We start from the raw sequence: 22,614 nt of genomic DNA, 5'->3' as shown, positions 1-22,614 counted from the left end.
TCTGCCGGTGAGCCGTCGCTCACAGCGGGCGCGTCACTCGTCGCCGACGACCCACCGGTCGGAGAAGGCGGTGCCCTCGGAGGAGTACGCGTACGCGTGGATGACGTCGCCCTCGGCGTAGAGGCCGCCGACCTCCTCGTTCTGTGCCTCGGCGAACGCGAAGACGAACTGGACGTCGCCGCCGTCGGGTGCCTCGCCGCCGCCGAGGTCGCGGGCGATTTCTCCATCGGTGTCCATCGCCTCCCGGGCGAACGCCATCGCGTCCATTCCAGTCCCGGAAGCGAACAGCTTCCGGCCCTTGTCGCCGTCGACGACGAGAACGACGCCGTCGTCGACGTCCTCGCCGTAGTTGGCTATCTTCCCCTCGCTGTCGAGGAATGCGTGGGTGAGAAAGAGGGCGACGTCGTCGAGTCGCTCGCCCGCGAGGAACTCGTCGAGTTTGCTCATACCTCCCGGGAGGAGCGACGGATACAAAAGCCCGTCACACCGGAGCGAGGAGCGCGTGCGGCGACGAGAACACGGGCTGACGACGCGAGCGGCGCCTCAGTCGCGTCGAGCGTCGTCGCGGCCGTCGAGGGATTCGGCGATAGAGCTGAGCGAGTCGCGCGGCGTTTCGGTCGCCGAGTAGACCGCGCGGACACCCGGAACGCGAACGCCGTACAGCGTACCGGGGACGACCTCGTCGACCTCGACCGCATCACCGGGACCTCTCCCGACGTCGTCGGCCCACTCGACGAGGCGGTTTGCCCCCTCGCGTTCGCGGGCCATCCGCCGGTTGTCGTGGGCGCTCCGGACGACCAGTCCCGAGGAGTCGCCGGTGACGGCGGCGTGGAACTCGTCGCCGTCGAGGACGAGCCGGACGAGGTCGCCCGACTCGAGTTCGGTCGCGTCGGGGAGGCGGAGACAGGGCCGGCGGGTGCCGCCGCTCCGTTCGAGGCTCGCGCGGTGGGTCGTAACCGAGGGGTGGTCGCTGGGAACGCGTTCGGTCACTTACTCGTCGTCTTCGTCCGCCTCGCCGAAGGCGGCGGCGACGTCGCCAGAGCCGGAGACGACCTTCGCGTTGATCTGGACCGTCTCGTCGGAGACCCGTCGGCCGCGGACGGTGATGCGTTTGCGCTCGCCGTCGCGGGTGGTCTTGTGGCCGACGCCGCCGGTCGAGAGAATCTCCTTCAGGTTCGGCCCGGAGACGTCCGCGCGCATCGGTCGGCCGGCGGCGTCGGAGCCGCCGGTCAGTTCGAGCGTGAAGCCGTCGAGTCCGACGGCGCTGCCGTCGACCTCGTCGCCGAGGTCGCGCCCGAGGAAGCGGTTCGCGTCCTGTCCCGATACCTCTGTCTGGTAGGTCGCGCCGGAGTCGGGGTCCGCGACGACCACCTGGAAGTCTGCCATGCCTGCGTGTAAACCCGCGGCCGATGAAAAGCGCGTCGAAACGGCGGGCGCCCGTGGGTTGTGGTGTCACATGTCGGGGTATTCGACGAATCAGCTACCGAATCGGTATCAGGTAGCTCACATTTTATTGTCTCGATATTTTTATCTTCGAAAATATCAATGGATATGATTATATCGTCCGCCAACGATACTGAGTCGTGAACTACCGTTTCCCACCTCGACAGGCCGTCCCTCGGACCCACACGACAACCGCCCGGAAGATCAGCCGAAGACGGAGCCGCGAACAGGGCGGAGGCGGGCCGTGAACTACCGGAGTATCGCGGATCTGAACGACGACATCAAGCGCTGGGCGCCGACGCTCCCGCCGTTCGACCTCGTCGTCGGGGTCCCCCGCAGCGGTCTGCTGGCCGGGTCCATCCTCGCGCTTCACCTCAACGCCCCGCTGACCGACCTCGACGGCTTCCTGGAGTCGCGGGCCTTCGCGACCGGCGAACGGTTCGAGGGTGACGTCGGGACCCAGCCGAAGCGGGTGTTAGTGCTCGACGACAGCGTGCTGACCGGTTCGGCGATGACCGAAGCGCGCGAGCGCGTCGCCGAGGCGTCGCTCCCCGAGGAGGTCGACGTGGTGTTCGGCGCGGTCTACGTCAGCCCCGAGGGGAGAGACCTCGTCGACACCTACGCGGACGTGATCCGGTTCCCGCGGGTGTTCGAGTGGAACCTGATGCACCACCCGGGGTTCGTCCCGAAGAGCTGTTTCGACCTCGACGGCGTCCTCTGTCGCGACCCCACCCCGAAGGAGAACGACGACGGCCCCCGCTACCGGGAGTTCCTGTCGACGGTGGAACCGCTCGTCGTCCCCTCGAAACCCATCGGCTGGATCGTCACCGCCCGCCTGGAGAAGTACCGCGCGGAGACGGAAGCCTGGCTCGACGACCACGGCATCGAGTACGGCGAACTGATCATGCTCGACCTCCCGAGCAAGGAGATACGACAACGGCTCGGGAACCACGCCGAGTTCAAAGCCGAGGTGTACAACGACCTCGACGCGGTGCTGTTCGTCGAGAGCGACCACCGGCAGGCGATGGAGATAGCCCGACTCACGGACCGACCGGTGTACAGCGTCGAACACAACCAGGTGATCCGACAGGACCGACTCACCGTCTTCCGCCGCGAGAGCCAACACCACCTGCGGCGGTTCCGGGCGAACCCACTCGAATTCATCCGGCGTGCGAGCGCGTACCTCGTCAATCGGGCGTACCGACTGTCACTGTGACCCGTTCGGCGTCGGGTGGGCGGTCGTCACCAGCGCAGCGTGCGACGGTATGACAGCGTAATAAAACGGAAGTATACAGTTATCTCACCATCTCGCGATGGTATATCGCCGCGCGGCACCGGTTCGCCGCACAGGTGTGCCGGCGAGCGAGCGGAGAGGGGACGAGTGAGGAGGGGGAGCATCGTTCCCGCGCGCTGACGAGCGCGCGGGCCACTGGACCCGCCCCGGTTTCGTCTCGGGGTCGCCCCGGCGTCGAACGCCGAGGGAGACGACCGAACGGGACCGAGAGGTGGGGCAGACGACCGGGGCGGTCTCACGCCGTCTCGAACCCCGGTTCCCACCGGAACCGGCCGTTTCGCTGTATCACGTCGCCGTCGATTTCGATCCGCGAGCGCTCGCTCACGTCGGTAATCATGTCCACGTGGACCGCGGAGTCGTTCGCCTCGTCTTCTTCGCCGTCCCGGAAGTTCGAGCGGTACGCCCGCCCCAGCGCGAGGTGAACGGTGTCGCCCATCTTCTCGTCGAAGAGGACGTTGTCGGTGAACCGGTCGATGCCGCGGTTCATCCCGACGCCGAGTTCGCCGAGGCGCTTCGCCCCGGCGTCGGTGTCGAGGACGTCCGCGAGGACGTCCTCGTTCGTCTCGGCCGAGAAATCGACGACTTCGCCCGATTCGAACGAGAGCCAGACGTTCCGCACCCGACGACCCTGCAGCGTCATCGGGACGTCGAAGAACACCTCCCCTTCTGTGGCGAACGGCGCGGTGAACACCTCGCCGGAGGGGAGGTTGTGCGAGTCGTACGCGACCGAGGCGGCGCTGTTGACCGCGACCCGCCCCTCGACGGCCATGGTGAGGTCCGTGTCCGGGTGTGCGTCGCGCTCGGTGACGAGGCGGACCTCGCTCCCGGCGTCGAGCAGTTCCTTCAACTGGGCCATCTCCGCCGCGAGCGACTCCCAGTCGCGGAGGACGGCCCCGTAAACGAAGTCGCGGTACTCGTCGAACGCCATCCCGGCCTGCTGGGCGAGCGCCCGGGTCGGGTGAACGGTCGAGACCCAGCGGGTGTCGAGGCGCGCCTCGCGGGCGGCCTGGTTCGCACGGGCGTACGCCGCCTGGCTGTCGCCGGAGACGTCCGCCATCGCCGTCGTGTTCCGCGGACCGCCCAGGCGGAGCACGACGTCGGCGCGTTCGTAGAGCGCGAGTTCCGCGTCCGAGGCGTCGAAGTCGCCGTCGTGGGCACGCAGGTACGCGCGGTCCAGTTCCTCCGAGGCGTAGGTCGTGACGACGCTCGCCCCGCGCTCGCCGAGTTCGGCGCAGACGGCGACCGCGAGGTCGTGTGCGTCCTCGCCGACGCTGACGACGACGTCGTCGCCGCGTTCGACCCGGGCGCTCCAGTCGACCAGCGTCCGCGCGTGGTCGCGTATCCGTTCGTCCATGCGGACGAGAACGCCCCGACCGCGAAAAACCCTCGCGTGCGCGTCGACGGTGTCAATCGAAGACGAAAGGAGCGCCACTCCCGGAGGGGGTCCTCAGTCGAGCGAGGAGAACAGGTCGAACAGCGATCCGATCTCGTCGGCGTACGTCGCGAGGAGGTCGCGGCGGGAGACGACGCCGACGAACTCGTCGGCCGCGTCGACGACGACGAGTCGCTCGGCGCCCGTCTCGCGGAAGCGCGAGACGAGTCCCTCGCGCGAGGCACGCTCGCGGATGGTCACCGACAGGGAGACGACGTCGGCGACCGGCCGGTCGGCGAGTCCGTCGACGGTCCCGAGTGCGAGTCCGACGTCGGCCGCCGAGAGCACCCCGAGCGGGTGCTGTTCGTCGAGCACGACGACGAACGCCTCCCCGTGCGTCCGCATGGCGTCGGTCGCCTGTACGACGGTCGTGTCCGGCGCGGCCGTCAGGACGTCCGTCCGGGCGATGTCGGCGGTCATACCGGACGAAAGGTCCGGAGCGGGGTAAACGTATCCTGTCGACGGGGTGTGCGGCGGGCCGTACGAGACGCAGGGACACGACCACAACACGACCACAACCACAACCACTACCACCTCCCCTCTCGCAGGGGCGGGTATGCAACTGGGCGTCATCGGACTCGGTCGGATGGGACAGATCGTCGTCGAACGCGTCCTGGATGCGGGCCACGACGTCGTCGCGTTCGATCTGAATTCCGAGGCAGTCACCACCGCGGCCGAAGCGGGTGCCGAGACCGCCGAGGGTCCCGTCGACGTGCTGGACCGCCTCGGCGACGAGCGCCGCGTCTGGCTGATGGTACCGGCGGGCGAGGCCGTCGACGCGACCCTCGACGAACTGGCCCCGCATCTAAGAGAGCGGGACGTCGTCGTCGACGGGGGAAACTCCCACTTCGAGGCCTCGGTTCGGAGAGCAGAGCGCGTCGACGCCGCGTACCTCGACTGCGGGACGAGCGGCGGACCGGCGGGTGCGGAACTGGGCTTCTCGCTCATGATCGGCGGTCCCGCGTGGGCGTACGAGGAGATGACGCCGGTGTTCGACGCCGTCGCCACGGGACCCGAGGGGCACGGACACATGGGACCGGCGGGGTCGGGCCACTACGTGAAGATGGTCCACAACGGCGTCGAGTACGCGCTGATGCAGGCGTACGGCGAGGGGTTCGAACTCCTCTTCGAGGGCCGGTACGACCTCGACCTCGAATCCGTGGCGCGGACGTGGAACAACGGCGCAGTCATCCGGTCGTGGCTGCTCGAACTCTGTGAGGAGGCCTTCCGAGAGGAGGGGTCGGACCTCGGCGACGTCGCAGACCACGTCGCGGGCGGGTCGACGGGCACGTGGACGGTCCAGGAGGCGCTCGAACAGGAGGTCCCCGTCCCCCTCATCTACCAGGCGCTGGCCGAGCGATTCGCCAGCCGGGAGGAGCGGTTCTCGCGTCGCCTGGCGAACCGCCTGCGCTACGGGTTCGGCCGGCACGAGGTCGCCCGCGAGTAGTCGACCGGCCGCCGGTCGAGACGCCGAGAGGGCCCGTCGTAGGGGCAGTGACATATACAAGCGTCCGGTGCATAACACAGGAGATGACTGCCACAATATGCGTCCTCCACGTCGACGACGACCGGGAGTTCGCTTCCCTGGCAGCAGCCTCGCTCGAGGCGGAGAACGAGGCGCTCAGCGTCGAGAGCGAACCGGACGCCGAACGGGCGCTGGAGCGCCTCGACGAGGAGTCGTTCGACTGCGTCGTCTCCGACTACGAGATGCCACAGGTGAGCGGGCTGGAGTTCCTGCGGGCGGTGCGCGACGTCGACGACACGATGCCGGTCATCTTCTTCACCGGCCACGGCTCCGAGGAAGTCGCGAGCGAGGCGATATCGGCGGGCGTGACGGACTACATCCAGAAGCGCGGCTACGAGCAGTACACCCTGCTCGCGAACCGCATCGTCAACTACGTCGAGCGCCGCCGCGCCGAGGAGGAGCGTCTCCGGGGGTACGAGGCCATCGAGCGGGCCCGCGAGGGGATCAGCATCCTCGACGAGAGCGGACGGTTCGTCTACACGAACGAGGCGTTCGCCTCGCTCGTCGGGTACGACCGCGACGAACTCCTCGGCCGACACTGGGAACTGCTGTACAGAGAGGAGGACAGACAGCGGGTGTACGACCAGCAACTGCCCGCGGCGGCCAACGGCGGCTGGACCGGTCAGACCGTCTACCGGCGGAAGGACGGCGACCTGGTGTTGACGAACCACTCGCTGTCGTACACCGAGGACGGCGAACTCATCTCCGTCGCCCAGGACATCACCGACGACGAACGCCGCCGGCAGGAACTACTGGAGGCGAAACGGTTCGAGTCGCTGGTCACGGCCGTCACCGAGTACGCCGTGTTCATGCTCGACACGGAGGGGCGAATCGTGACGTGGAACGAGGGCGCCGAGGACATCGAGGGGTACACCGAACAGGAGGCGGTCGGCGAGCACGTCTCGCTCTTTTACACGCCTGAGGACGTCGCGGCCGGCCTCCCCGAGCGGCTTCTCGACGAGGCGCTCGAACGCGAGTGCGTCGAAGACGAAGGGTGGCGCGTCCGCCGCGACGGCCAGCGCTTCTGGGCACACGTGGTCGTCACGCCGGTGTTCGACGACGACGGCACCCACCAGGGGTTCGCGTTCGTGACCCGCGACATGACGGAACGGCGAGCGCGCGAGAACGAACTCGAGGCACAGCGCGCGTCGCTCGCGGCCGCGAACCGGATGAACGAAGTCCTCCGCGACATCCTGCGGCGCATCGTCCACGACTCCTCGCGGCGGGACATCGAACAGGACGTCTGCGACCGACTCACCGGCGACGGGCCGTACCTCTTCGCGGCGAGCGTCGACTACGTGGAGGGGGGCGGGTTCGACGTCCGACTCGCGAGCGGCCTCGACGCCGACGCGGCCGGATACGTGTTCGAACACATCACGTCGCGCAGCGTCATCGAGCGAGCCTACGAACGGGGAAGCGTCGAGGTCCAGCACGTCGACAGCGCCGCGGTCGACCTCGACCACGACCTCGCCACCGCCATCCGTTCGGTGGTCTGTGTCCCGTTGACCTATCGGGAGACCACCTCCGGGCTCGTCCTCCTCTGCTCGACGACGGCGAGCGGCCTGACCGAGAACGAACGGAGCGCGCTCGCGGACATCGGGACGGCCGCCGGGTACGGCATCCACGCCGTCGAGACGGAGCACCTCCTGCAGGCCGACGGGGTCGTCGAACTCGTGCTGGAGACGACCGACGCCGACGACCCGCTGGTCCAACTCGGGAGCGGGGACGGAACGGTGACGCTCGACCGCCTCGTTCCCATCGACGACCGGCGGTACCTCGTGTACGTGACGCTCGAAGGGAGCGCGCCGACCGACCGGGTCGCGGCAGTCGCGCCGAACCCGGCGGTCGAGGAGGTGACCGTCGTCCACGACCGGGAGGGAGAGGGCGGCGTCATCGCCCTGACCGTGACGGACGTGCTCGTGACCTACCTCGCGAGCATGGGCACCAAGGTCCACACGATGGAGGCGTCGGAGGGGACGCTCCGGGTGATGGTCGACGTCTCGCCGAACGTCGACGTCGGACGGCTCCTCGACGGGGTCCGATCGGCGTTCCCCGACAGCGGACTCGTCTCGAAGCGACAGGTCGCCCGCCCCGTGAAGCGGACGCGAGCGGTGGCGGAGACGGTCGAATCGCGGCTCACCCAGCGACAACTGTCGGCGCTGCAGGCGGCGTACCACGGCGGCTACTTCGAGCGCCCGCGCCGACAGACCGCCGAGGACGTCGCGGAGACGATGGGCATCTCGGCGTCGACGTTCCACCAGCACCTCCGTATCGCCCTCGAAACCGTGCTGACCGAACTGTTCGACTGACGGGGCGGTCCGGTACACCCTCTCAGTATCACCGAAGATATTCGATGCCGGACCGCTTCGGCCGTACACCGAGGGGGCTGGAGACACGACCGGCGGTATGAACGGACAGTCGATGCTGCCCTCGTGGCTTCGTCGGAGCTACATGCGGCAGTTCGTCGCGACGGTCCTCGTCGTCATGGTCGTCGTCGCCGGGTTCGGGTTCTTCGTCCAGAACATGATCGGCGACGAACTCAGAGACGATACCCAGACCGAGCTCCGGCGAGTCGCCGAACTCGAAGCGGACGGGTTCGCGGGGTGGGTCGAGACGAACAAACGCACGGTCCAACTCCTGTCGGACTCGGAGGCGGTCCAGGTTATCGACACGTCGACCGCGGTCGGGGCGCTGGACCAGAAGCGAGCGCAGTTGCCCGAGACCGTCCACGCGCTCCACCTCGTCGACCGGCGGTCGGGGACGGTCATCGGAAGCACCGACGACGTCAGGGAGGGAGCGCCGCTCGGGACGCTCGGAATCGTGTGGATGGACCAGTTGCTCGCCGACGCCGCACAGGACGACACGCTCGTCTCGGAGGGGTACCGGCGCGACGGGACCGAACTCGTCGCGTTCGCCAGCCCCATCTCCGGCGAGCGCGCCCTCGTGATGACCGTCGACACGACCGAGCGCGCCAGCCAGTTCAGCACGCCCATCGAGGGCGGGTTCACCCAGGTCGTCGACGGCAACGGCATCGTCGAGTTCGCCGAGAGCGAGGAGGCCGTGCTGCGCGAGTACCGGTGGGGGGCCGACGCGGTCGCGCTCCAGCGCGGCGCTGCCGACGAATCGGGCGTCGTCGAACAGGACGGATACGTCGTCGGCTACGCGCCCGTCGAGGGGACCGACTGGGTCGTACTGACGCACGCGCCGACGGGAGGGGCCTACGGGGTCGTCGACCTCATCGAACGTGACGTGCTCCTCTTGGTGGGGCTCTCGGCGCTCGGATTCGTCGTCGTCGGCCTCACCATCGGCCGGAGCACCGTCCGGGCGCTCGACGACCTCGCCGAGACCGCGCGGGAACTGGAGGCGGGGAACCTCGACGTGTCCGTCGAGACCGACCGCGAGGACGAAATCGGGCGGCTGTACGGGGCGTTCGGTGCGATGCGCGACGCCATCCACGAACAGTTGCGGGAGGCGAACGCCCTCGCCGAGCACCTCGACCGGAAGGCCGCCAGCTACGACGCCGCGATGGAACGGGCAGCGGACGGAGACCTCACGGTCCGCGTCGACCCCGAGAGCGAGAGCGAGGCGATGCGGAAGGTCGGCGAGGGGTTCAACGAGATGGTCGCGTCGGTCGAGTCCACGCTCACACAGGTGCAGTCGTTCGCCGACAGCGTGGCCACCGCGAGCGAGGAGGTGACCGCCGGCGCCGACGAGGTGAGCCGCGCGAGCGACGAGGTCGCGCTCTCGGTGGAGGAAATCTCCGACGGGGCGGCCGAACAGGAAGAGCGGCTCGAGGAGGTGTCGGCGGAGATGACCGACCTCTCGGCGACGGTCGAGGAGATCGCCTCCTCGTCGGCGGAGGTCGCCCGGACGTCTGAGACGGCGGCCGACAGCGCCGAGGCCGGTGCCGGGTACGCGAGCGACGCGATGGCGGAGATGCGGCGCATCGAGCGGCAGAGCGAGCGCTCCGCCGAGGAGGTGGCGGCGCTGGACGAGGAGATGAATCGAATAGGGGAAGTCGTCTCGCTCATCGAGGGCGTCGCCGAACAGACGAACCTCCTGGCGCTGAACGCCTCCATCGAGGCGGCCGGCGCGGGCGACGCGGGCGACGGGTTCGCCGTCGTCGCCGACGAGATCAAGGCGCTCGCCGAAGAGGTGACCGAGTCGACCGCCGAGGTCGCCGGCCTCGTCGAGGACGTACAGGCCTCGACGACGAGCGCCGTCGACGACATGGCGGAGATGCGAGAGCGGGTTGCGGACGGGGCCGACACCGTCGAGGAGGCGCTCGACGCCCTCGACGAGATTTCGGAGGACGTCACCGCGGCGAACGCCGGCGTCCAGTCCATCAGCGACGCGACCGACGAACAGGCGACCACCGCCGAGCAGGTGGTCGGGGTCGTCGACAGGGTGGCGACCGTCGGCCGGCAGACGGCAGCGGAGGCACAGTCGGTCTCGGCCGCCGCCGAGGAGCAGACCGCCTCGCTCTCGGAGGTGTCCGACAGCGCCGACTCGCTGGCGGCGAGCGCGGCGAGGCTCTCGTCGACGCTCGACGCCTTCGAACTCGGCGAACGGGACGGGTCGCACGCCCCGGCACGGACACCGACGGGAGATGGTGGCGTCGCCGCGACCGACGGCGGCGAGCCACCGAGCACCGAACGGCGGTGAAATCGGGCGACGGTAGTCGACCCGGCGCGGACGGACAATCACAATCCCCTTAACCCCCGCATCCGTAGCCGCCGACATGGTCGAGATCAACGTCGTGGGACTCAGTATGGGCGTCCTGCTGACGCTCATCGCCGTCGCGCTGCACTACTCCAAAGGGACGGGGTGGCAGTCGACGCAGGACATCTCACAGGAGGTGCTGGACCGTCGGGCGGAGACGGTCCCCGAGACGGACTTCCCCGAACCGATGAACCGCTCCATCGGCGGTGGCGCCGCCGCCGTCGCCGCGGGCGCCAGCGCTGAGGGTGCCGAACTCGAAGAAGGCGGCGAGGAAACCGCCGAGGAGACCGGCCCCGCCGACATCCCCGAGGACGAGGTCGAGTACTTCGAGGTGGAGTTCGTCAAGGAGGGCGAGACCATCGAAGTCGCCAACAACAAGACCATCCTCGAATCCGGCGAGGACCACGGCTGGGACCTCCCATATGCGTGCCGGCAGGGGTCGTGCGTCTCCTGTGCCGGACAGATCCAGGACGGACCCTCCGAGGACTACGTCGTCCACGACAACCAGCAGATGCTCGACGACGGCGAACTCGACGACGGCTACACCCTGACGTGTGTGGCGTATCCGCGCGGTTCGTTCACCATCGAGACGGGCAAAGCGCCCTGAGGTCGGCTCGAACGCACGAGCGCCACGACCCGTTTCGGTTCTTCTCCTCGACGCTCCCTCGACCGGCGACGGAGACCGTTTCTCGACCGTCTTTCCCGACCGCCTAGTCGAGTCGGTCGAGCGCCGCCGAGAGCGCCCGGCGCGTGTACGTCGGGAGCACGCCGAGTCGGTACGCACCGGAGGCCTGGACGTCGGACTGGACGTCCTCGGCGTCGAGTCCGTCCGCCGCCTCCGTCGCCGCGTCGTCCACGACGTCGGCGTCGAGCCTCGAATCGGTGAGGGCGGCTTCGACCGCGTCGAGCCTGAACGGCGCGTCGAGGACGCCCGTCGCGGCGACCCTGGCCGATTCGATTCGTCCGTCGTCCGTTCGCAGCGCGACGCCGACGCCGACGAGCGCGTAGCCCGACAGCGGGTTCCGATAGCGGACGTACGCGCTCGCCTCGCCGGGTCCGTGGGCGGGGACCGAAATCGAGGTGACGAGTTCGCCGGGGTCGAGCGCCGTCTCGAACGCTCCCCGGAAGAAGTCGTCGACCGCCATGGTCCGTTCGCCGTCGGGCCCCTCGACGTGAACCTCGCCGCCGAGTGCGAGCAGGGCGGCCGGCGGGTCCGAGCGCGGGTCGGCGTGGGCGACGTTGCCGCCGAACGTCCCGCCGTTTCGGACCTGGAAGTCGCCCAGTTCGCCCGCGGCGTCCGCGAGCGCGGTCGCGCGCTCGTTTAAGATCTCGGAGGCCGCCATCTCGGCGTGGGTCGTCAGCGCCCCGACCGAGACCGTGTCGCCGTCGACGGAGACGCCCGAGAGCCCGTCGACGCGTCCGATGTCGACGAGCACCGGGGGCGAGTGCTCGTTCGTCTTCATCAGCGGGAAGAGCCCGTGGCCGCCGGCGAGGAGTTCTGCACCCTCGTGCGCGCCGAGGAGGTCGATGGCCTCGTCGACGGAACCGGCGCGGTAGTAGTCGAACTCCGCGGGGTACATCTACGACACCTCCCCCTCGCGCATGGCGGTCCACAGCTTCTCGGGCGTGAGCGGCATGTCGAGGTGGGTGACGCCGAACGGCGCGAGCGCGTCACAGACGGCCGCCACGGTGGCGGGGGTCGCACCGATGGTCGCGGACTCGCCCACACCCTTCACCCCCAGAGGATTATGCGGACTCGGCGTCACCGTCGCGTCGGTCTCGAAGTCGGGGAGCATCGTCGCCACGGGGACGGCGTACTCGTCCATCCGCCGGGTGAGGAGGCTCCCGTCGTCGTCGTACGCACCCTCCTCGTAGAGCGCGACGCCGATCCCCTGGGCGACGCCGCCGTGGACCTGCCCCTCGACGATCATCGGGTTGATGATCTCGCCGCAGTCGTCGACGGCGACGTACTTCTCCACCGCGACTTCGCCCGTCTCCGCGTCGACCTCGGCGACGCAGACGTGCGTCCCGAAGGGGAAGGTGAAGTTCTCCGGGTCGTAGAAGTGGGTCGCTTCGAGACCGGGGTCCATCCCCTCGGGGAGGTCGAAGCCCAGGTAGGCCTCGTGGGCGGCCTCCTGGATGTGAATCGAGCGGTCGGGCGCGCCCTTGACGCTGAACGTCCCCTCGGCGAACTCGACGTCGTCCTCGTCCGCTTCGAGCTTGTGCGCGGCTATCTTCCGCGCCTTCTCGCGGACGTCGCGGGCGGCCAGCGCGATGGAGCCACCGCCGACGGGGGCGCTCCGACTACCGTAGGTGCCCATCCCCTGTGGAATCTGGTCGGTGTCACCCTCGACGACCTCGACGCCGTCGACGTCGACGCCGAGTTCCCCGGCAACGATCTGCGCGTAGGTCGTTCGATGACCCTGTCCCTGGTCGGCGGTGCCGGCGAAGACGGTGACCGTCCCCGACATGTCGAACCGGACGATAGAACTCTCCCAGCCGCCGGCGACGGCACCGAGTTGACCGGCCGCCTTCGACGGGGAGAGTCCGGCGCTCTCGACGAAGTTGGCGACGCCGATGCCGAGGTAGCGACCCTCGTCTCGCAGTTTCGCCTGCCGCTCGCGCAGGTCGTCGTACCCCACCAGGTCGAGCGCGTGGTCCATCGCCCCCTCGTAGTCGCCGCTGTCGTAGACGACGGCGACGCACGTCTCGTACGGGAACGCGTCGCTCGGCACGAGGTTCCGCCGCCGAAGGTCGGCGGGGTCGAGTCCGAGTTCGCTGGCAGCGACGTCCATCAGCCGTTCGAGCACGTAGATGCCCTCCGCCCGCCCCGCCCCGCGGTAGGCGTCGACCGGCGTCGTGTTGGTGAACGCGCCGACCACGCGGCAGTGGATGGCGGGGATGGCGTACTGCCCCGAGAGGATGGTCGCGTAGAGGTACGAGGGGGTTGCAGTGGCGAACTGCGAGAGGTGTGCCCCGAGGCCGGCGTGGGTCTCGACGCGCATCCCGAGGACCGTTCCCTCGGAGTCGAGCGCCATCTCCGCCGTGGTGGTGTGGTCGCGGCCGTGGCAGTCGGTGAGGTAGCCCTCCGAGCGCGTGGCCTGCCACCGCACGGGCGAGCCGAGTTGCATCGAACACCACGCCGTGACGGCCTCGTCGGGGTAGTGGTAGATCTTCGAGCCGAAGCCGCCGCCGACCTCCGGGGCGACGACCTGTATCTTGTTCTCGGGGAGGCCCAGACTCGTGCCGGCGAGGAGCATCCGGTGGAGGTGGGGGTTCTGGCTCGTCATCCAGATGCGAAGCTCTTCGGTTCGGGAGTCGTAGTCCGCCAGCGCCGCGCGGGGCTCCATCGCGTTCGGGATGACCCGCTGCTGACGGAGGTCGACCGAGACGGTGTGGGCCGCGTCCGCGAACGCCTCGTCGACGCCATCCTCGTCGCCGAGCGTGAAGTCGAACGCGACGTTGTCGGCGGCCTCGTCGTGGACGGGGGATAGTCGCCGGAGACCGCCTCGACGGGGTCGACGACGGCGTCGAGTGGCTCGTACTCGACCTCGACGAGCGCGGCCGCGTCGTGGGCCCGCTCTCTCGATTCGGCGACGACCGCGGCGACGCCGTCACCGAGGTGTCGGACCTTGTCGACGGCGAGGATGCGGTACTGGGGCGTGACGAGCCCTGGAAGCGACCACGCGGTCGGGATGCTGTTCGGAACTCCGGTCTCCTCGACGTCCGCGCCCGTGAACACCGCGACGACGCCCTCCTGGGCCGCGGCCGCGCTCGTGTCGATGTGTTTGATTCGCGCGTGGGCGTGGTCGCTCCGGCGGATGGCGAGGTGCAGCGCGCCGGCGAGGTCGATATCGTCGGTGTACTCGCCCGTTCCCGTGACGAGCGGCACGTCCTCGCGGCGAGCGACGGAGGAACCGAACACCTCCGCCGCGACGGCCTCTTCGTCGAGCGTCGATTCGCTCATGCGGAGTCCTCCCGGAGGGTCGCCGCGGCGCTCTCGACGGCATCGACGATGTTGTGATAGCCCGTACAGCGGCAGAGGTTCCCCTCGATGGCCTCGCGGATCTCCTCCCGTGAGGGGTCCGGGTTCGATTCGAGCAGCGCGCGGGCGGTGACGACCATCCCCGGCGTGCAGTAGCCGCACTGCAGGCCGTGTTCGGCCTGGAACGCCGCCTGGAGCGGGTGGAGACCCTCCTCGGAGACGCCCTCGATGGTCTCGACCCGTCGCCCGTCGGCCTGCACGGCCAGGAGGTTGCACGACTTCAGCGCGCGGCCGTCGACGAGGACGGTACAGGCGCCACAGCGCGTGGTCTCACAGCCGACGTGGGTGCCGGTGTAGTCGAGTTGCTCGCGGAGCGCGTCGACGAGGAGCGTCCGCGACGCGACGGTGAGGTCGTGGTCGGTTCCGTTGACGGTCAACGTGATGTCGTGTGTACTCATGGTGAGAGGGGGTGTGATGCCCACGCCGTGGACACCGCACCGGATGTGTGAATCGGTGGCCCGTCACACGGTACCGTGTGTAGAGAGAGTGTCAGGAGATATAGATTCGCGTCGTTAGTGGGGTGAGACGTAGTCCGGGGGGTGAGATGACAATCGTTATACGTGGCTGTGGGCTACGACCCGGTGAGGGCCCGTAGCTCAGTGGACAGAGTGCTTGGTTCCGGACCAAGATGTCGCGGGTTCAAATCCCGTCGGGTCCGTAGCGTCTAATCGCAGGAAGGCTGTGGAATCGAGTCAGGTTTTAATCCGGTTTCATCATGAGCGGTGCCACTCTCTCTTAGAACCGTATGTATTGGTGGCTTTAACTGAGAATGAGCGGCCCCACTGTGAGCGTCTGTTTCGCAAGCGTCGCAAGTCGGAGCACGTAGGCGGCAAATACCAGAAACGGCGTGACTGATATCGTGAAGCTAGCACTGACAACCCAGAGAACGGTGTCAAAGCCCAGCAGCGTCCCTGAGAACGTGGTCGCATCGACGAAGACTACAACCCCACCGGCAACGATGAGCGCTGGGACTGACGCGTAAAGAATCGCGCGAGAGAGTTTAACGAGCGCCCACTGGAGGTACAGCACCTTGACATACTCGCGAACCGGACCGAACATCGTTACGGCTTCCAGCATCTCTCTAAACGCCCTGCGTTCCTCCCTACTGAGACTGTCTTCGTACTGCTCGCCGAGGCGCCGGATGTCGTGCATCTTCCGGCTGTAGTCGAAGTCCAAGGCTGGCGAAACGACCGCGAACGATCCGAAATCCACCCCTTCAAGCTCTTCTCGAGCGGTATCTGCGCTTTCTTCGAGGTCGTCTACGTACTCGTTGACCCGGCGACGGAGTTCGTCGTCCCCGTTCTCGGAAATCGTCTCTCGGAGCGTTCCTGCTCGGTGTACGCTCGTCTTGATGAGTTCATCGAGCAAATCAGCCGGAACAACGGGTTTGGTCTCTCCGATCAGATCGTCGATATTCTGGTAGAAATCCATCGTTACGTCCATTCGGCTCCGTTGGGTGCCGAGAGACCCAATCTCTTGGGAGAGCACCAACTGGTTGATTGAGACCACTAGCGTCGTACTGGTGATAATCGCACCCACAAGTCCCGCGAAGACCGTCTCGACCATGTCGCTCGTCTCCATGGTCGATTGGATCGAAACCGGCTTGAGAAACCCGAAACTCATGAACGAGATGAAGACGACGAGGGCGAGCACTCCTGCGAGGAGCCAACGGTTTGCTCCAAGAAGTACCCAAAACAGGTATTCGTTCACCCCGGTTCGTTTACGGAGCTTGTCGGGACTCGAGAGGTCAAGCTCACTCATCGTACACCGGTCGCTTGAGGAGCAGTAGCTTCGTTCCACCCCTGTCGTAATCGAGCGTGGCGGTGAGTTCCCAACCTTCCGCGCCGAGTTCGTTCAACTCCTCTGTGGGGTCGATAGTCTCACGCTTCGTCAATCCCTTCGGCGGTTCGAGCGTCTTGTACTCCCATTTTGATGGATTATTGCCGTCCATGATCATGGTATAACTCCCGCTCGTTTAGTTCGGGTGCTTGCTCCACTACCCTTTTTATTCCATCTATTTATTGTTCGATTTAAATTACAGGGGGAGAGAGACGTAGTTTCGTAGCCAGGCGGAGTTGAGCGACATATCTCCTCCGTAGCCCAGCCCAGTGCTCTGCAGGGGAATCTTTTTGAGCGTGTACGCAACAACACTGTGTGATCAAAACCCCTCACAAACGAGCCCTCCTCACGACGATAGTGGCCTGTAGTCTCGTCTTCAGCGGGTGTCTCACGCTCAGTCCGACAGTCTCGGCGGATACGAATAATTCAACCGTTGTCGAGCACATCTCAGCTACTGAACCGTGGTCTGGTCCCGGTATTCGAACGAAAATCAGCCTGAAATCAAGCGATAATGGTTCGAATGTGACAACCATAACTGCGATCGAAGAAGACGGTCAAACGTTCCAATCGACACAAGTCGATGCCGGTCAGACGACAGTGATTCTCTCGCTTCCTGCACATCAAGACGCGATACTTGTCGCGAGCAATTCGGTGAACTCAACAACAATTGAAAAGTTAAATGTAACCACCAGCGGACGCAAAGTCGTCTAAGTCTACCGGATCTTGCTGAAAGTAACACAGTCTTTGGAATAGGTTTCATCGGTACTTACATCCTGACCCGTAGCCGTTATTTTCCCGCGTCGTGCAGTGGAATCTCATGCTTACGGGTCGATATCGGTCCGTAGTGACACTTCCAGCTTGTTGAGCGCCAGTGAGAGAGACATCGACTGCTGACCGAGTTTAGACAACACAGGACGGGTAGTATCGACGAAATCGGGAGGGGCCGTTAGTCATCACTATGCTTAATCCTCGTTCCACGTCTCCGGATCGCCTTCACGGGACTCTCCCTTTGCCTGTCGTTTGTGAGGCCATATCGCAATGCCGAGTACCGTCACGGAGAATGTGGCGACGACCCCAACCACGACGGAACCAGGAGCAGCGGCAATTGCGGCGGTGGTGAGCCAATCTTGACGAGGCGTGACTGTGATGCGGAAGATCCAAGCAGCGAGCAACACCCCGAACAGGGCGAGGTAGACACGTCGAAGTCGGTTAGCGAGTGCCTCCCGGAACGTGACTTTCAACTTTGGCGTCCGGTAATCGTTGCTGAGTTCTACTCGCCAGTCCGGATGTTCGGTGCCCTGGGACGGGTCGAGCGCATTTGCGAAGAGATTCTGCTGAAGCATCCGAATACGCGATCGATATACATCGTACCATAGACTGGTGTACGATGGCTGAATCGTGTGCGACGGGTGTGTCTCTTCTGAGAGGTCAATGAATCGTTCCCCATCGCGCTTGTTTTTGATTGGTGTCCCCGTCTCCGGGTGGTGGCGAACGTCCAGCGACACTTCCTGTGGATCGTAGTCGTCCACATCCAGTGCATGAGTAGCGCCTCTCCGGAGCGGTGCACGCCATATGAGGAGAAAGCAGACGTGACGTTCAGATGCGTACTCGTAGGTGGAGAGATCGTCCAAAATTCCGTCAGCGACCTCAGAGTCGATCATCACGTCACGAGAGTTCTCGCCGTTGGCCAGACTCGGATAACGGAGTGTGGTGTCAGACTCACCCGTCGCCGTCGCCGACGAACTGATGCGTCGTGTCCCTCCGCATCTGGGTGTCTTCGTCATCGAGGAGGTTCGTCGCCAACTGCTCGGCGACGACCGGACTCACGTTCCCCGCGAGTCGCATGGCCTCGTCGTCGTAGTCGTCCAGTTCGAGCACGTCGCGGAAGAACCGCGAGAGGACGAGATACGTCTCGTGCAGTTCTTCGGCCGTGTCGCGCCCGGCAGGGGTCAACGATGCTCCCTCGTACGGTTCGTGAACCACGAGGCCCCGTTCGTCGAGGCGCTGGAGCATCTCGGTCGCCGCGGACGGCGACCGGTTGACGGCGTCGGCGACGGTACCGGGCGCAACCGGTGCCGACGCCTCCCGTTCGACGAGGTAGACGGCGAGCAGGTACTGTGACGCCTCGCTCATCCGCTCACGCATCCCGGTGTGTCGTGGCGTCTTCCGAACGAAGGACAGAGCCGACACACCGGGTCGTTCGCGACGGGGACGACGACCCGCCGAGGTCCGTGGCTCACGGATTACGCCCCGGCCGAACGCCGAGCGTTACGACTGTCCGATGCCGCATCCGGCGTGAACCCGTCCGTTCCGTCGGCGTCGTGGTCGAACCCGGTCCGATACCGTCCCGGTGTCTCCGCGTGACGCATATTTTTTAGGGTGGCCTAAATAGTCAAAACATTTTCGGATTTTAGGCACCCCTAAATCGAGGGAGACACCACCGTTCCGGGTTTTTAGGTGGTGCGAAAAATTACCAGAATAAACTCATTATCTGGCTCTAAATCGACAGATTCCGTATTTGGGACCCTGTAACCCCATTCTTTAGGGCCACCTAAAAGAACAGATTTATGATATATCCGCCCATACCATCGAACGCAATGAGCACTCAAGGCCTCGAACGGCAGACGCGGAACTACCTGAGCAACAACGTCCCGCAGATCCAGCAGCACGGTGGCAACTTCGAGATTCGAGAGGTCGACGAGGAGGCCGGACAGGTGACCGTCGCCATCGGCGGCGCCTGTTCGGGGTGCGGTATCGCCCCGATGACCATGAAGGCCATCGAACACCGCCTGCCCGAGAGCGTCGACGGGGTTTCGGAGGTCAAGGTCGTTCGGGCGGGCGGCCCCCGAGCAGCGGTGATGCCGTCGAAGATCGACGAGATGGACGAGATGGAGGAGTACGAGGACTACGACCCGCCGTTCTGAACGGCGGAGACGATCGGTCGCGGTGTTTTTTCGGGAGCGACAGAGCGAAGCGCCGTCCGGACGAGACCGCTACAGTCTCGAAAGCGGCCCGGAGAGTCGACCGTTCGGTCGGATTTGTGCCTAATCTGTGGCGGACACGTGTCATAGTTCGGAAATAGCATATCACGACGAACGTGGTCGTCTCCAGCGTCGTGAGCGGGACCGACCCCGTGTGGAAAGCCGCCAACGACCGTCCGGTCGACGCGCTCCGGTCGTGAGACGCCGATGACTCTCGACAGGCACGCGCTCCGGAAGACGGCCATCCCGGTTGCGGGGGCGTCGACGGCCGCGAGGAGACGACGGCGGCAGAACGCGCGACACTCGGTGGAGACGCGCCGTCGAGATATCGTGTTGGGCGCTGGACGGACATCCAGATGTATTCAGGATATAAGGTATTACGGAGAATATCCGAGCCATAAGAGCACATGTAGGATAACGTTCTTCATATACAAGGTCTATCGTCCAGTCATGATAGCGTGCGAGAGTTGCGGAGACGACGTCGAACAGGTCGTGCGGTACCGCGAGTACGGCGTTGCGATGACGCACCGGGTGACCAGATGGCTGTGTCGGGCGTGTCACCCCACGGTTCCCGGTGAAGCGGCGTCGAGCGAAACCGCCGAAACCGTCGTGGCCGACGGCGGGACGGCCGCGTGTCCGAACTGCGCCACGTCGACGGTCAACGTCCACGGCATCCAGAACTGTCCGGACTGTCAGTGGACTAGCCACTGAGCACACCCCCGGTCACGACTCGTTCGCGGAAACCGGGTTATACAAGTTTCTATATTTTTGAATAGAACTAGTTATCCGATCCCGAATCGCCGAAAGCCTCGTGAGGAGGAGTATTATCTCGATTGATACACGGGACGCAATCCATTTCAACGCGATTGACACCTAGGAGGTATGGCAACGAGTACGCCGGACTCGCCGAGTCGAAACCTCGGCTTCCGAGAACTCCGGCACACTATCGGGAACATCATCAGATACGTCCCGCGGGGGAGTCGCTTCCACAGGAAGCCTGGGAGAAACGCCACCGCAACATCCTCGTCCTCTTACTCGCGCACGTCCCGCTTCTCTTCGCGCTCGGAACGTTCAACGGAACCGACCCGTACATCACCGGCACTGATTTCACGGCCGTCCCGCTCGAACACGCCGTCGGCGGTGTCGGAGTAATCACCGCCATCACGGCAGTCGCGTGGTGGTCGGGGCTCCCTCGACGCGTCCGTGCATCCGTCGCGTCGGTCGGGCTGATGACGAGTTCGGCGCTCTTAGTGTACTTCTCCGGCGGGTTCATCGAGGCGCACTTTCACTTCTTCGTCGTCGCGGGCGTCATCGCCACCTACGAGGACTACCTCCCCTTCGCCGTCGGTATCGTGTACGTCGCCGTCGAACACAGCATGTTCGGGATGACGTACCCCGAGGCGGTGTACAACCACCCCGACGCCGTCGCGAACCCGATGGGATGGGGGTTCGTCCACGCCGTCTTCCTCCTCGGCCTCTGTGCGGCGCTGGTGTCGAACTGGTTCTCCATCGAGCGCTCCCGCGAGGAGACGAGACAGCAGATCCAGAACGTCAAAGACAGCGAGGAGGCGAAGGCCGAGGTCGAGGAACTGAACAGGCAGTTGGTGGTGCAGGCGGACGAACTCGCCACGGCCATGAACGCGGTTTCGAAGGGTGACTTCACCGCCGAACCGCCGAAGAACACCGACATCGAGGCCATCGCGGCCATCAGCGACGCGTTCAGCGAGATGAAGCACGAACTCTCCGCGACCATCGTCGACCTCCGGGAGTTCGCGACCAGCGTGGAGCGGACGACGCGGTCGGTCCACGACGACGCCGAGACGCTCGAACAGGCCCAGCAGCAACTCGCGTCCGACGTCCGCGCGTTCGCGACCGACGTCAGAGACCAGGCGAGCAACCTCGAATCGACCACGGGCGAACTGAGCAACCTCTCGGCGACTATCGAGGAGATTGCCGCCAACGCCGATCAGGTGTCGAACGAGGCCGGGAACGCGGCCGACGCCACCGACGCGGGGACCAACACCGCGGCGGCGGCGGTCGAGGCCATCGAACACATCGAGCGGAGCGTCGGCGAACTCGCCGCGCTGGTCGACTCGCTCGACACCCGGATGGACGAGGTCTCCGAGAGCACCGACCTCATCGAGTCCATCGCCGAGCAGACGAACACGCTCGCGCTCAACGCCAACATCGAGGCCGCGCGGGCGGTCAACGACAGCGAGGGGTTCGCCGTCGTCGCCGACGAGGTGAAGTCGCTCGCCGACGAGACGCAAGACCACTCGGCCGCCATCAGTCTCACCATCGACGAGACCATCGAGGACGTCAAGCGCGTCCAGCGCGAGATGGAGCAGACCAAAGCACAGATCGAGACCGGCAAGGAGACCACGGCAGACGCGGGCACGGCGTTCACCGACCTGACGACGACCGTCGAGGGCGTCGACGTTTCGGTGACGGAGGTCGCCGCAGCCACCGACGACGGCGCGCGAACGACCGAAGAGGTCGTCGACGCCATCACGCGCGTCGCCGACGAAGCCCGGTCGGTCGCCGAACAGAGCGAGTCGCTCGCGGACCGCGCCGAGACCCGCGCGTCGACCATCTCCGACGTCCGGTCCCAGCTCGACGAACTCACCACCCAGACCGGGGACCTCCAAGAACAACTCGACGCGTTCACCTGCGAGCCGACCCGCAGCTGAGCGTCGACGGTTTCACGCTTTTCGAGCGCGGCACGGCGCGCACCCGTCGGCTGATTCGAGAACCGTTCGACCGTACGTCACGACGCGGAGACGACCGTCCCGACGGACGGCGTCTCGGATGCGTCGAGGGCCGCGTCGTCTATCGCCCGTCGAACGACCGGCGGTCGTAAGACGGCTGCCGCCGGCCCGACCGTTCAGCCGGGCGATTACGGCTCCTCCTCGTCGGGGAACAGGGCAGCGAGACAGTCGTCGGGGAACCCCGGGAGCGATATCTCGTTGCCGGCGGCGACCTTGATGATGACGCCCTCGGTCTCGGTGAGGTAGAGGTGGACCGCCGTGGCGCGGTCGTGCTCGACGACGAGCGTCCGGGCGGGGCCGAGGTGCGTGTACACCTCCTCGATGTACGGCCGGCGGAACAGCGCGATCGAGCGGTGGACGACGACGTCGAACTCGTGGCTCGACAGTTCCGTCTTCAGGTCCGGCCGGACGTAGTGGACGGTGTAGTCGTACCGCTCCGATTCGAACGACGCGACCCAGCGGAGGTCGTCGCCGAAGCGGTCCTGGAGCATACTGACGAGGCGGTCGTAGTCGGGTGTCGTGTTGTTGGTGAACAGCATGGTGAGTATGTTGTGTATCATGTCTC

The 22,614-nt window shown here is 66.0% G+C and carries 20 protein-coding genes, 1 tRNA gene and 1 pseudogene; 9 read left to right on the top strand and 13 right to left on the bottom strand.

Annotated elements, in window-relative coordinates:
- Window positions 1-33: 33 nt before the first annotated feature.
- The 3 genes from C2R22_RS00470 to C2R22_RS00460 all read right to left on the bottom strand — a co-directional run bounded on the left by C2R22_RS00470 (window position 34) and on the right by C2R22_RS00460 (window position 1,386).
- Window positions 34-447 carry a DUF5807 family protein gene (locus C2R22_RS00470; RefSeq protein WP_103423826.1) on the bottom strand — a complete coding sequence of 138 codons (414 nt, stop codon included), beginning with the start codon at window positions 445-447 and terminating at the stop codon, window positions 34-36.
- Between the two features lie 96 nt (window positions 448-543).
- Window positions 544-990 carry a DUF7112 family protein gene (locus C2R22_RS00465; RefSeq protein WP_103423825.1) on the bottom strand — a complete coding sequence of 149 codons (447 nt, stop codon included), beginning with the start codon at window positions 988-990 and terminating at the stop codon, window positions 544-546.
- Window positions 991-1,386, bottom strand: coding sequence for a 30S ribosomal protein S6e (locus tag C2R22_RS00460; protein WP_103423824.1), 396 nt, complete (start codon window positions 1,384-1,386; stop codon window positions 991-993).
- A 301-nt stretch (window positions 1,387-1,687) separates the two neighbouring features.
- On the opposite strand from C2R22_RS00460, the gene C2R22_RS00455 reads away from it, so the two are divergent.
- Complete coding sequence (locus tag C2R22_RS00455) at window positions 1,688-2,659, top strand: orotate phosphoribosyltransferase (RefSeq protein ID WP_103423823.1); 972 nt, start codon at window positions 1,688-1,690, stop codon at window positions 2,657-2,659.
- 313 nt (window positions 2,660-2,972) lie between these two features.
- Here C2R22_RS00455 and C2R22_RS00450 read toward each other — a convergent pair whose 3' ends face one another.
- A complete protein-coding gene (locus C2R22_RS00450) occupies window positions 2,973-4,091 on the bottom strand; it encodes an aminopeptidase (protein WP_103423822.1) in 1,119 nt (372 codons plus the stop codon).
- 93 nt (window positions 4,092-4,184) lie between these two features.
- A complete protein-coding gene (locus tag C2R22_RS00445; protein ID WP_162562318.1) occupies window positions 4,185-4,589 on the bottom strand; it encodes a CBS domain-containing protein in 405 nt (134 codons plus the stop codon).
- A gap of 136 nt (window positions 4,590-4,725) precedes the next feature.
- On the opposite strand from C2R22_RS00445, the gene gnd reads away from it, so the two are divergent.
- From gnd to C2R22_RS00425, 4 genes are all read left to right on the top strand, one after another.
- Window positions 4,726-5,616 (top strand): phosphogluconate dehydrogenase (NAD(+)-dependent, decarboxylating), encoded by an 891-nt coding sequence (gnd, locus tag C2R22_RS00440; protein WP_103423820.1) that lies wholly within the window; start codon window positions 4,726-4,728, stop codon window positions 5,614-5,616.
- 83 nt (window positions 5,617-5,699) lie between these two features.
- A complete protein-coding gene (locus tag C2R22_RS00435) occupies window positions 5,700-8,003 on the top strand; it encodes a PAS domain S-box protein (protein WP_103423819.1) in 2,304 nt (767 codons plus the stop codon).
- A gap of 97 nt (window positions 8,004-8,100) precedes the next feature.
- Entirely contained in the window at window positions 8,101-10,359 is a 2,259-nt protein-coding gene (locus tag C2R22_RS00430) for a methyl-accepting chemotaxis protein (protein ID WP_103423818.1), read from the top strand.
- Window positions 10,360-10,435: 76 nt separating this feature from the next.
- Entirely contained in the window at window positions 10,436-11,023 is a 588-nt protein-coding gene (locus C2R22_RS00425) for a 2Fe-2S iron-sulfur cluster-binding protein (RefSeq protein WP_103423817.1), read from the top strand.
- A 103-nt stretch (window positions 11,024-11,126) separates the two neighbouring features.
- Here the strand turns inward: C2R22_RS00425 and C2R22_RS00420 are convergent, their stop codons facing one another.
- From C2R22_RS00420 to C2R22_RS00410, 3 genes and pseudogenes are all read right to left on the bottom strand, one after another.
- Window positions 11,127-11,996: an FAD binding domain-containing protein gene (locus tag C2R22_RS00420; RefSeq protein WP_103423816.1), complete on the bottom strand. Its 870-nt coding sequence runs from the start codon at window positions 11,994-11,996 to the stop codon at window positions 11,127-11,129.
- Window positions 11,997-14,383, bottom strand: a pseudogene (locus C2R22_RS00415) (xanthine dehydrogenase family protein molybdopterin-binding subunit). It lies immediately after the preceding gene.
- Window positions 14,380-14,859 carry a (2Fe-2S)-binding protein gene (locus C2R22_RS00410; RefSeq protein ID WP_103423815.1) on the bottom strand — a complete coding sequence of 160 codons (480 nt, stop codon included), beginning with the start codon at window positions 14,857-14,859 and terminating at the stop codon, window positions 14,380-14,382. The pseudogene C2R22_RS00415 and the gene C2R22_RS00410 overlap by 4 nt, the downstream one beginning before the upstream one ends.
- A gap of 187 nt (window positions 14,860-15,046) precedes the next feature.
- Here C2R22_RS00410 and C2R22_RS00405 point away from each other — a divergent pair.
- Window positions 15,047-15,119 (top strand) — tRNA-Arg (locus tag C2R22_RS00405).
- 101 nt (window positions 15,120-15,220) lie between these two features.
- Here C2R22_RS00405 and C2R22_RS00400 read toward each other — a convergent pair.
- From C2R22_RS00400 to C2R22_RS00380, 4 genes are all read right to left on the bottom strand, one after another.
- The gene (locus C2R22_RS00400) at window positions 15,221-16,222 is read right to left on the bottom strand and encodes a hypothetical protein (protein WP_103423814.1); all 1,002 of its coding nucleotides are present in this window, start codon (window positions 16,220-16,222) and stop codon (window positions 15,221-15,223) included.
- Window positions 16,215-16,412 carry a DUF4177 domain-containing protein gene (locus tag C2R22_RS00395; protein WP_103427516.1) on the bottom strand — a complete coding sequence of 66 codons (198 nt, stop codon included), beginning with the start codon at window positions 16,410-16,412 and terminating at the stop codon, window positions 16,215-16,217. Before C2R22_RS00395 ends, C2R22_RS00400 begins: the two co-directional genes overlap by 8 nt.
- 850 nt (window positions 16,413-17,262) lie before the next feature.
- Complete coding sequence (locus C2R22_RS00385; protein ID WP_103427514.1) at window positions 17,263-17,961, bottom strand: DUF2270 domain-containing protein; 699 nt, start codon at window positions 17,959-17,961, stop codon at window positions 17,263-17,265.
- A gap of 58 nt (window positions 17,962-18,019) precedes the next feature.
- Entirely contained in the window at window positions 18,020-18,433 is a 414-nt protein-coding gene (locus C2R22_RS00380) for a metal-dependent transcriptional regulator (RefSeq protein WP_103427513.1), read from the bottom strand.
- 464 nt (window positions 18,434-18,897) lie between these two features.
- Between C2R22_RS00380 and C2R22_RS00375 the strand changes: the two genes are divergently transcribed.
- The 3 genes from C2R22_RS00375 (at window position 18,898) to C2R22_RS00365 (ending at window position 21,971) form a co-directional block, all read left to right on the top strand.
- Entirely contained in the window at window positions 18,898-19,224 is a 327-nt protein-coding gene (locus C2R22_RS00375; protein WP_103423813.1) for a NifU family protein, read from the top strand.
- A 264-nt stretch (window positions 19,225-19,488) separates the two neighbouring features.
- On the top strand, window positions 19,489-19,992 hold the full coding sequence (locus C2R22_RS24730; protein ID WP_162562299.1) for a hypothetical protein: 504 nt from the start codon (window positions 19,489-19,491) through the stop codon (window positions 19,990-19,992).
- A 251-nt stretch (window positions 19,993-20,243) separates the two neighbouring features.
- Window positions 20,244-21,971, top strand: a complete 1,728-nt coding sequence (locus tag C2R22_RS00365) for a methyl-accepting chemotaxis protein (protein ID WP_103427512.1) — start codon at window positions 20,244-20,246, stop codon at window positions 21,969-21,971.
- A 206-nt stretch (window positions 21,972-22,177) separates the two neighbouring features.
- On the opposite strand, the gene C2R22_RS00360 is transcribed toward C2R22_RS00365, so the two are convergent.
- Window positions 22,178-22,609 carry a hypothetical protein gene (locus C2R22_RS00360; RefSeq protein ID WP_216824770.1) on the bottom strand — a complete coding sequence of 144 codons (432 nt, stop codon included), beginning with the start codon at window positions 22,607-22,609 and terminating at the stop codon, window positions 22,178-22,180.
- Window positions 22,610-22,614 lie beyond the last annotated feature (5 nt).

The sequence above is a fragment of the Salinigranum rubrum genome, assembly GCF_002906575.1.
In the GTDB taxonomy this organism is placed as follows: Archaea; Halobacteriota; Halobacteria; order Halobacteriales; family Haloferacaceae; genus Salinigranum; species Salinigranum rubrum.
The sequence above is the reverse complement of the archived record's forward strand: the minus strand, read 5'-3'. Positions and strand labels throughout refer to the sequence as shown.

Coding starts and splice junctions, on each gene's coding strand:
- C2R22_RS00470 (WP_103423826.1), bottom strand. CDS start 447: ATGAGCAAACTCGACGAGTTCCTCGCGGGCGAGCGACTCGACGACGTC.
- C2R22_RS00460 (WP_103423824.1), bottom strand. CDS start 1,386: ATGGCAGACTTCCAGGTGGTCGTCGCGGACCCCGACTCCGGCGCGACC.
- C2R22_RS00450 (WP_103423822.1), bottom strand. CDS start 4,091: ATGGACGAACGGATACGCGACCACGCGCGGACGCTGGTCGACTGGAGC.
- C2R22_RS00445 (WP_162562318.1), bottom strand. CDS start 4,589: ATGACCGCCGACATCGCCCGGACGGACGTCCTGACGGCCGCGCCGGAC.
- gnd (WP_103423820.1), top strand. CDS start 4,726: ATGCAACTGGGCGTCATCGGACTCGGTCGGATGGGACAGATCGTCGTC.
- C2R22_RS00435 (WP_103423819.1), top strand. CDS start 5,700: ATGACTGCCACAATATGCGTCCTCCACGTCGACGACGACCGGGAGTTC.
- C2R22_RS00430 (WP_103423818.1), top strand. CDS start 8,101: ATGAACGGACAGTCGATGCTGCCCTCGTGGCTTCGTCGGAGCTACATG.
- C2R22_RS00425 (WP_103423817.1), top strand. CDS start 10,436: ATGGTCGAGATCAACGTCGTGGGACTCAGTATGGGCGTCCTGCTGACG.
- C2R22_RS00420 (WP_103423816.1), bottom strand. CDS start 11,996: ATGTACCCCGCGGAGTTCGACTACTACCGCGCCGGTTCCGTCGACGAG.
- C2R22_RS00410 (WP_103423815.1), bottom strand. CDS start 14,859: ATGAGTACACACGACATCACGTTGACCGTCAACGGAACCGACCACGAC.
- C2R22_RS00400 (WP_103423814.1), bottom strand. CDS start 16,222: ATGAGTGAGCTTGACCTCTCGAGTCCCGACAAGCTCCGTAAACGAACC.
- C2R22_RS00395 (WP_103427516.1), bottom strand. CDS start 16,412: ATGGACGGCAATAATCCATCAAAATGGGAGTACAAGACGCTCGAACCG.
- C2R22_RS00385 (WP_103427514.1), bottom strand. CDS start 17,961: ATGATCGACTCTGAGGTCGCTGACGGAATTTTGGACGATCTCTCCACC.
- C2R22_RS00380 (WP_103427513.1), bottom strand. CDS start 18,433: ATGAGCGAGGCGTCACAGTACCTGCTCGCCGTCTACCTCGTCGAACGG.
- C2R22_RS00375 (WP_103423813.1), top strand. CDS start 18,898: ATGAGCACTCAAGGCCTCGAACGGCAGACGCGGAACTACCTGAGCAAC.
- C2R22_RS24730 (WP_162562299.1), top strand. CDS start 19,489: ATGACTCTCGACAGGCACGCGCTCCGGAAGACGGCCATCCCGGTTGCG.
- C2R22_RS00360 (WP_216824770.1), bottom strand. CDS start 22,609: ATGATACACAACATACTCACCATGCTGTTCACCAACAACACGACACCC.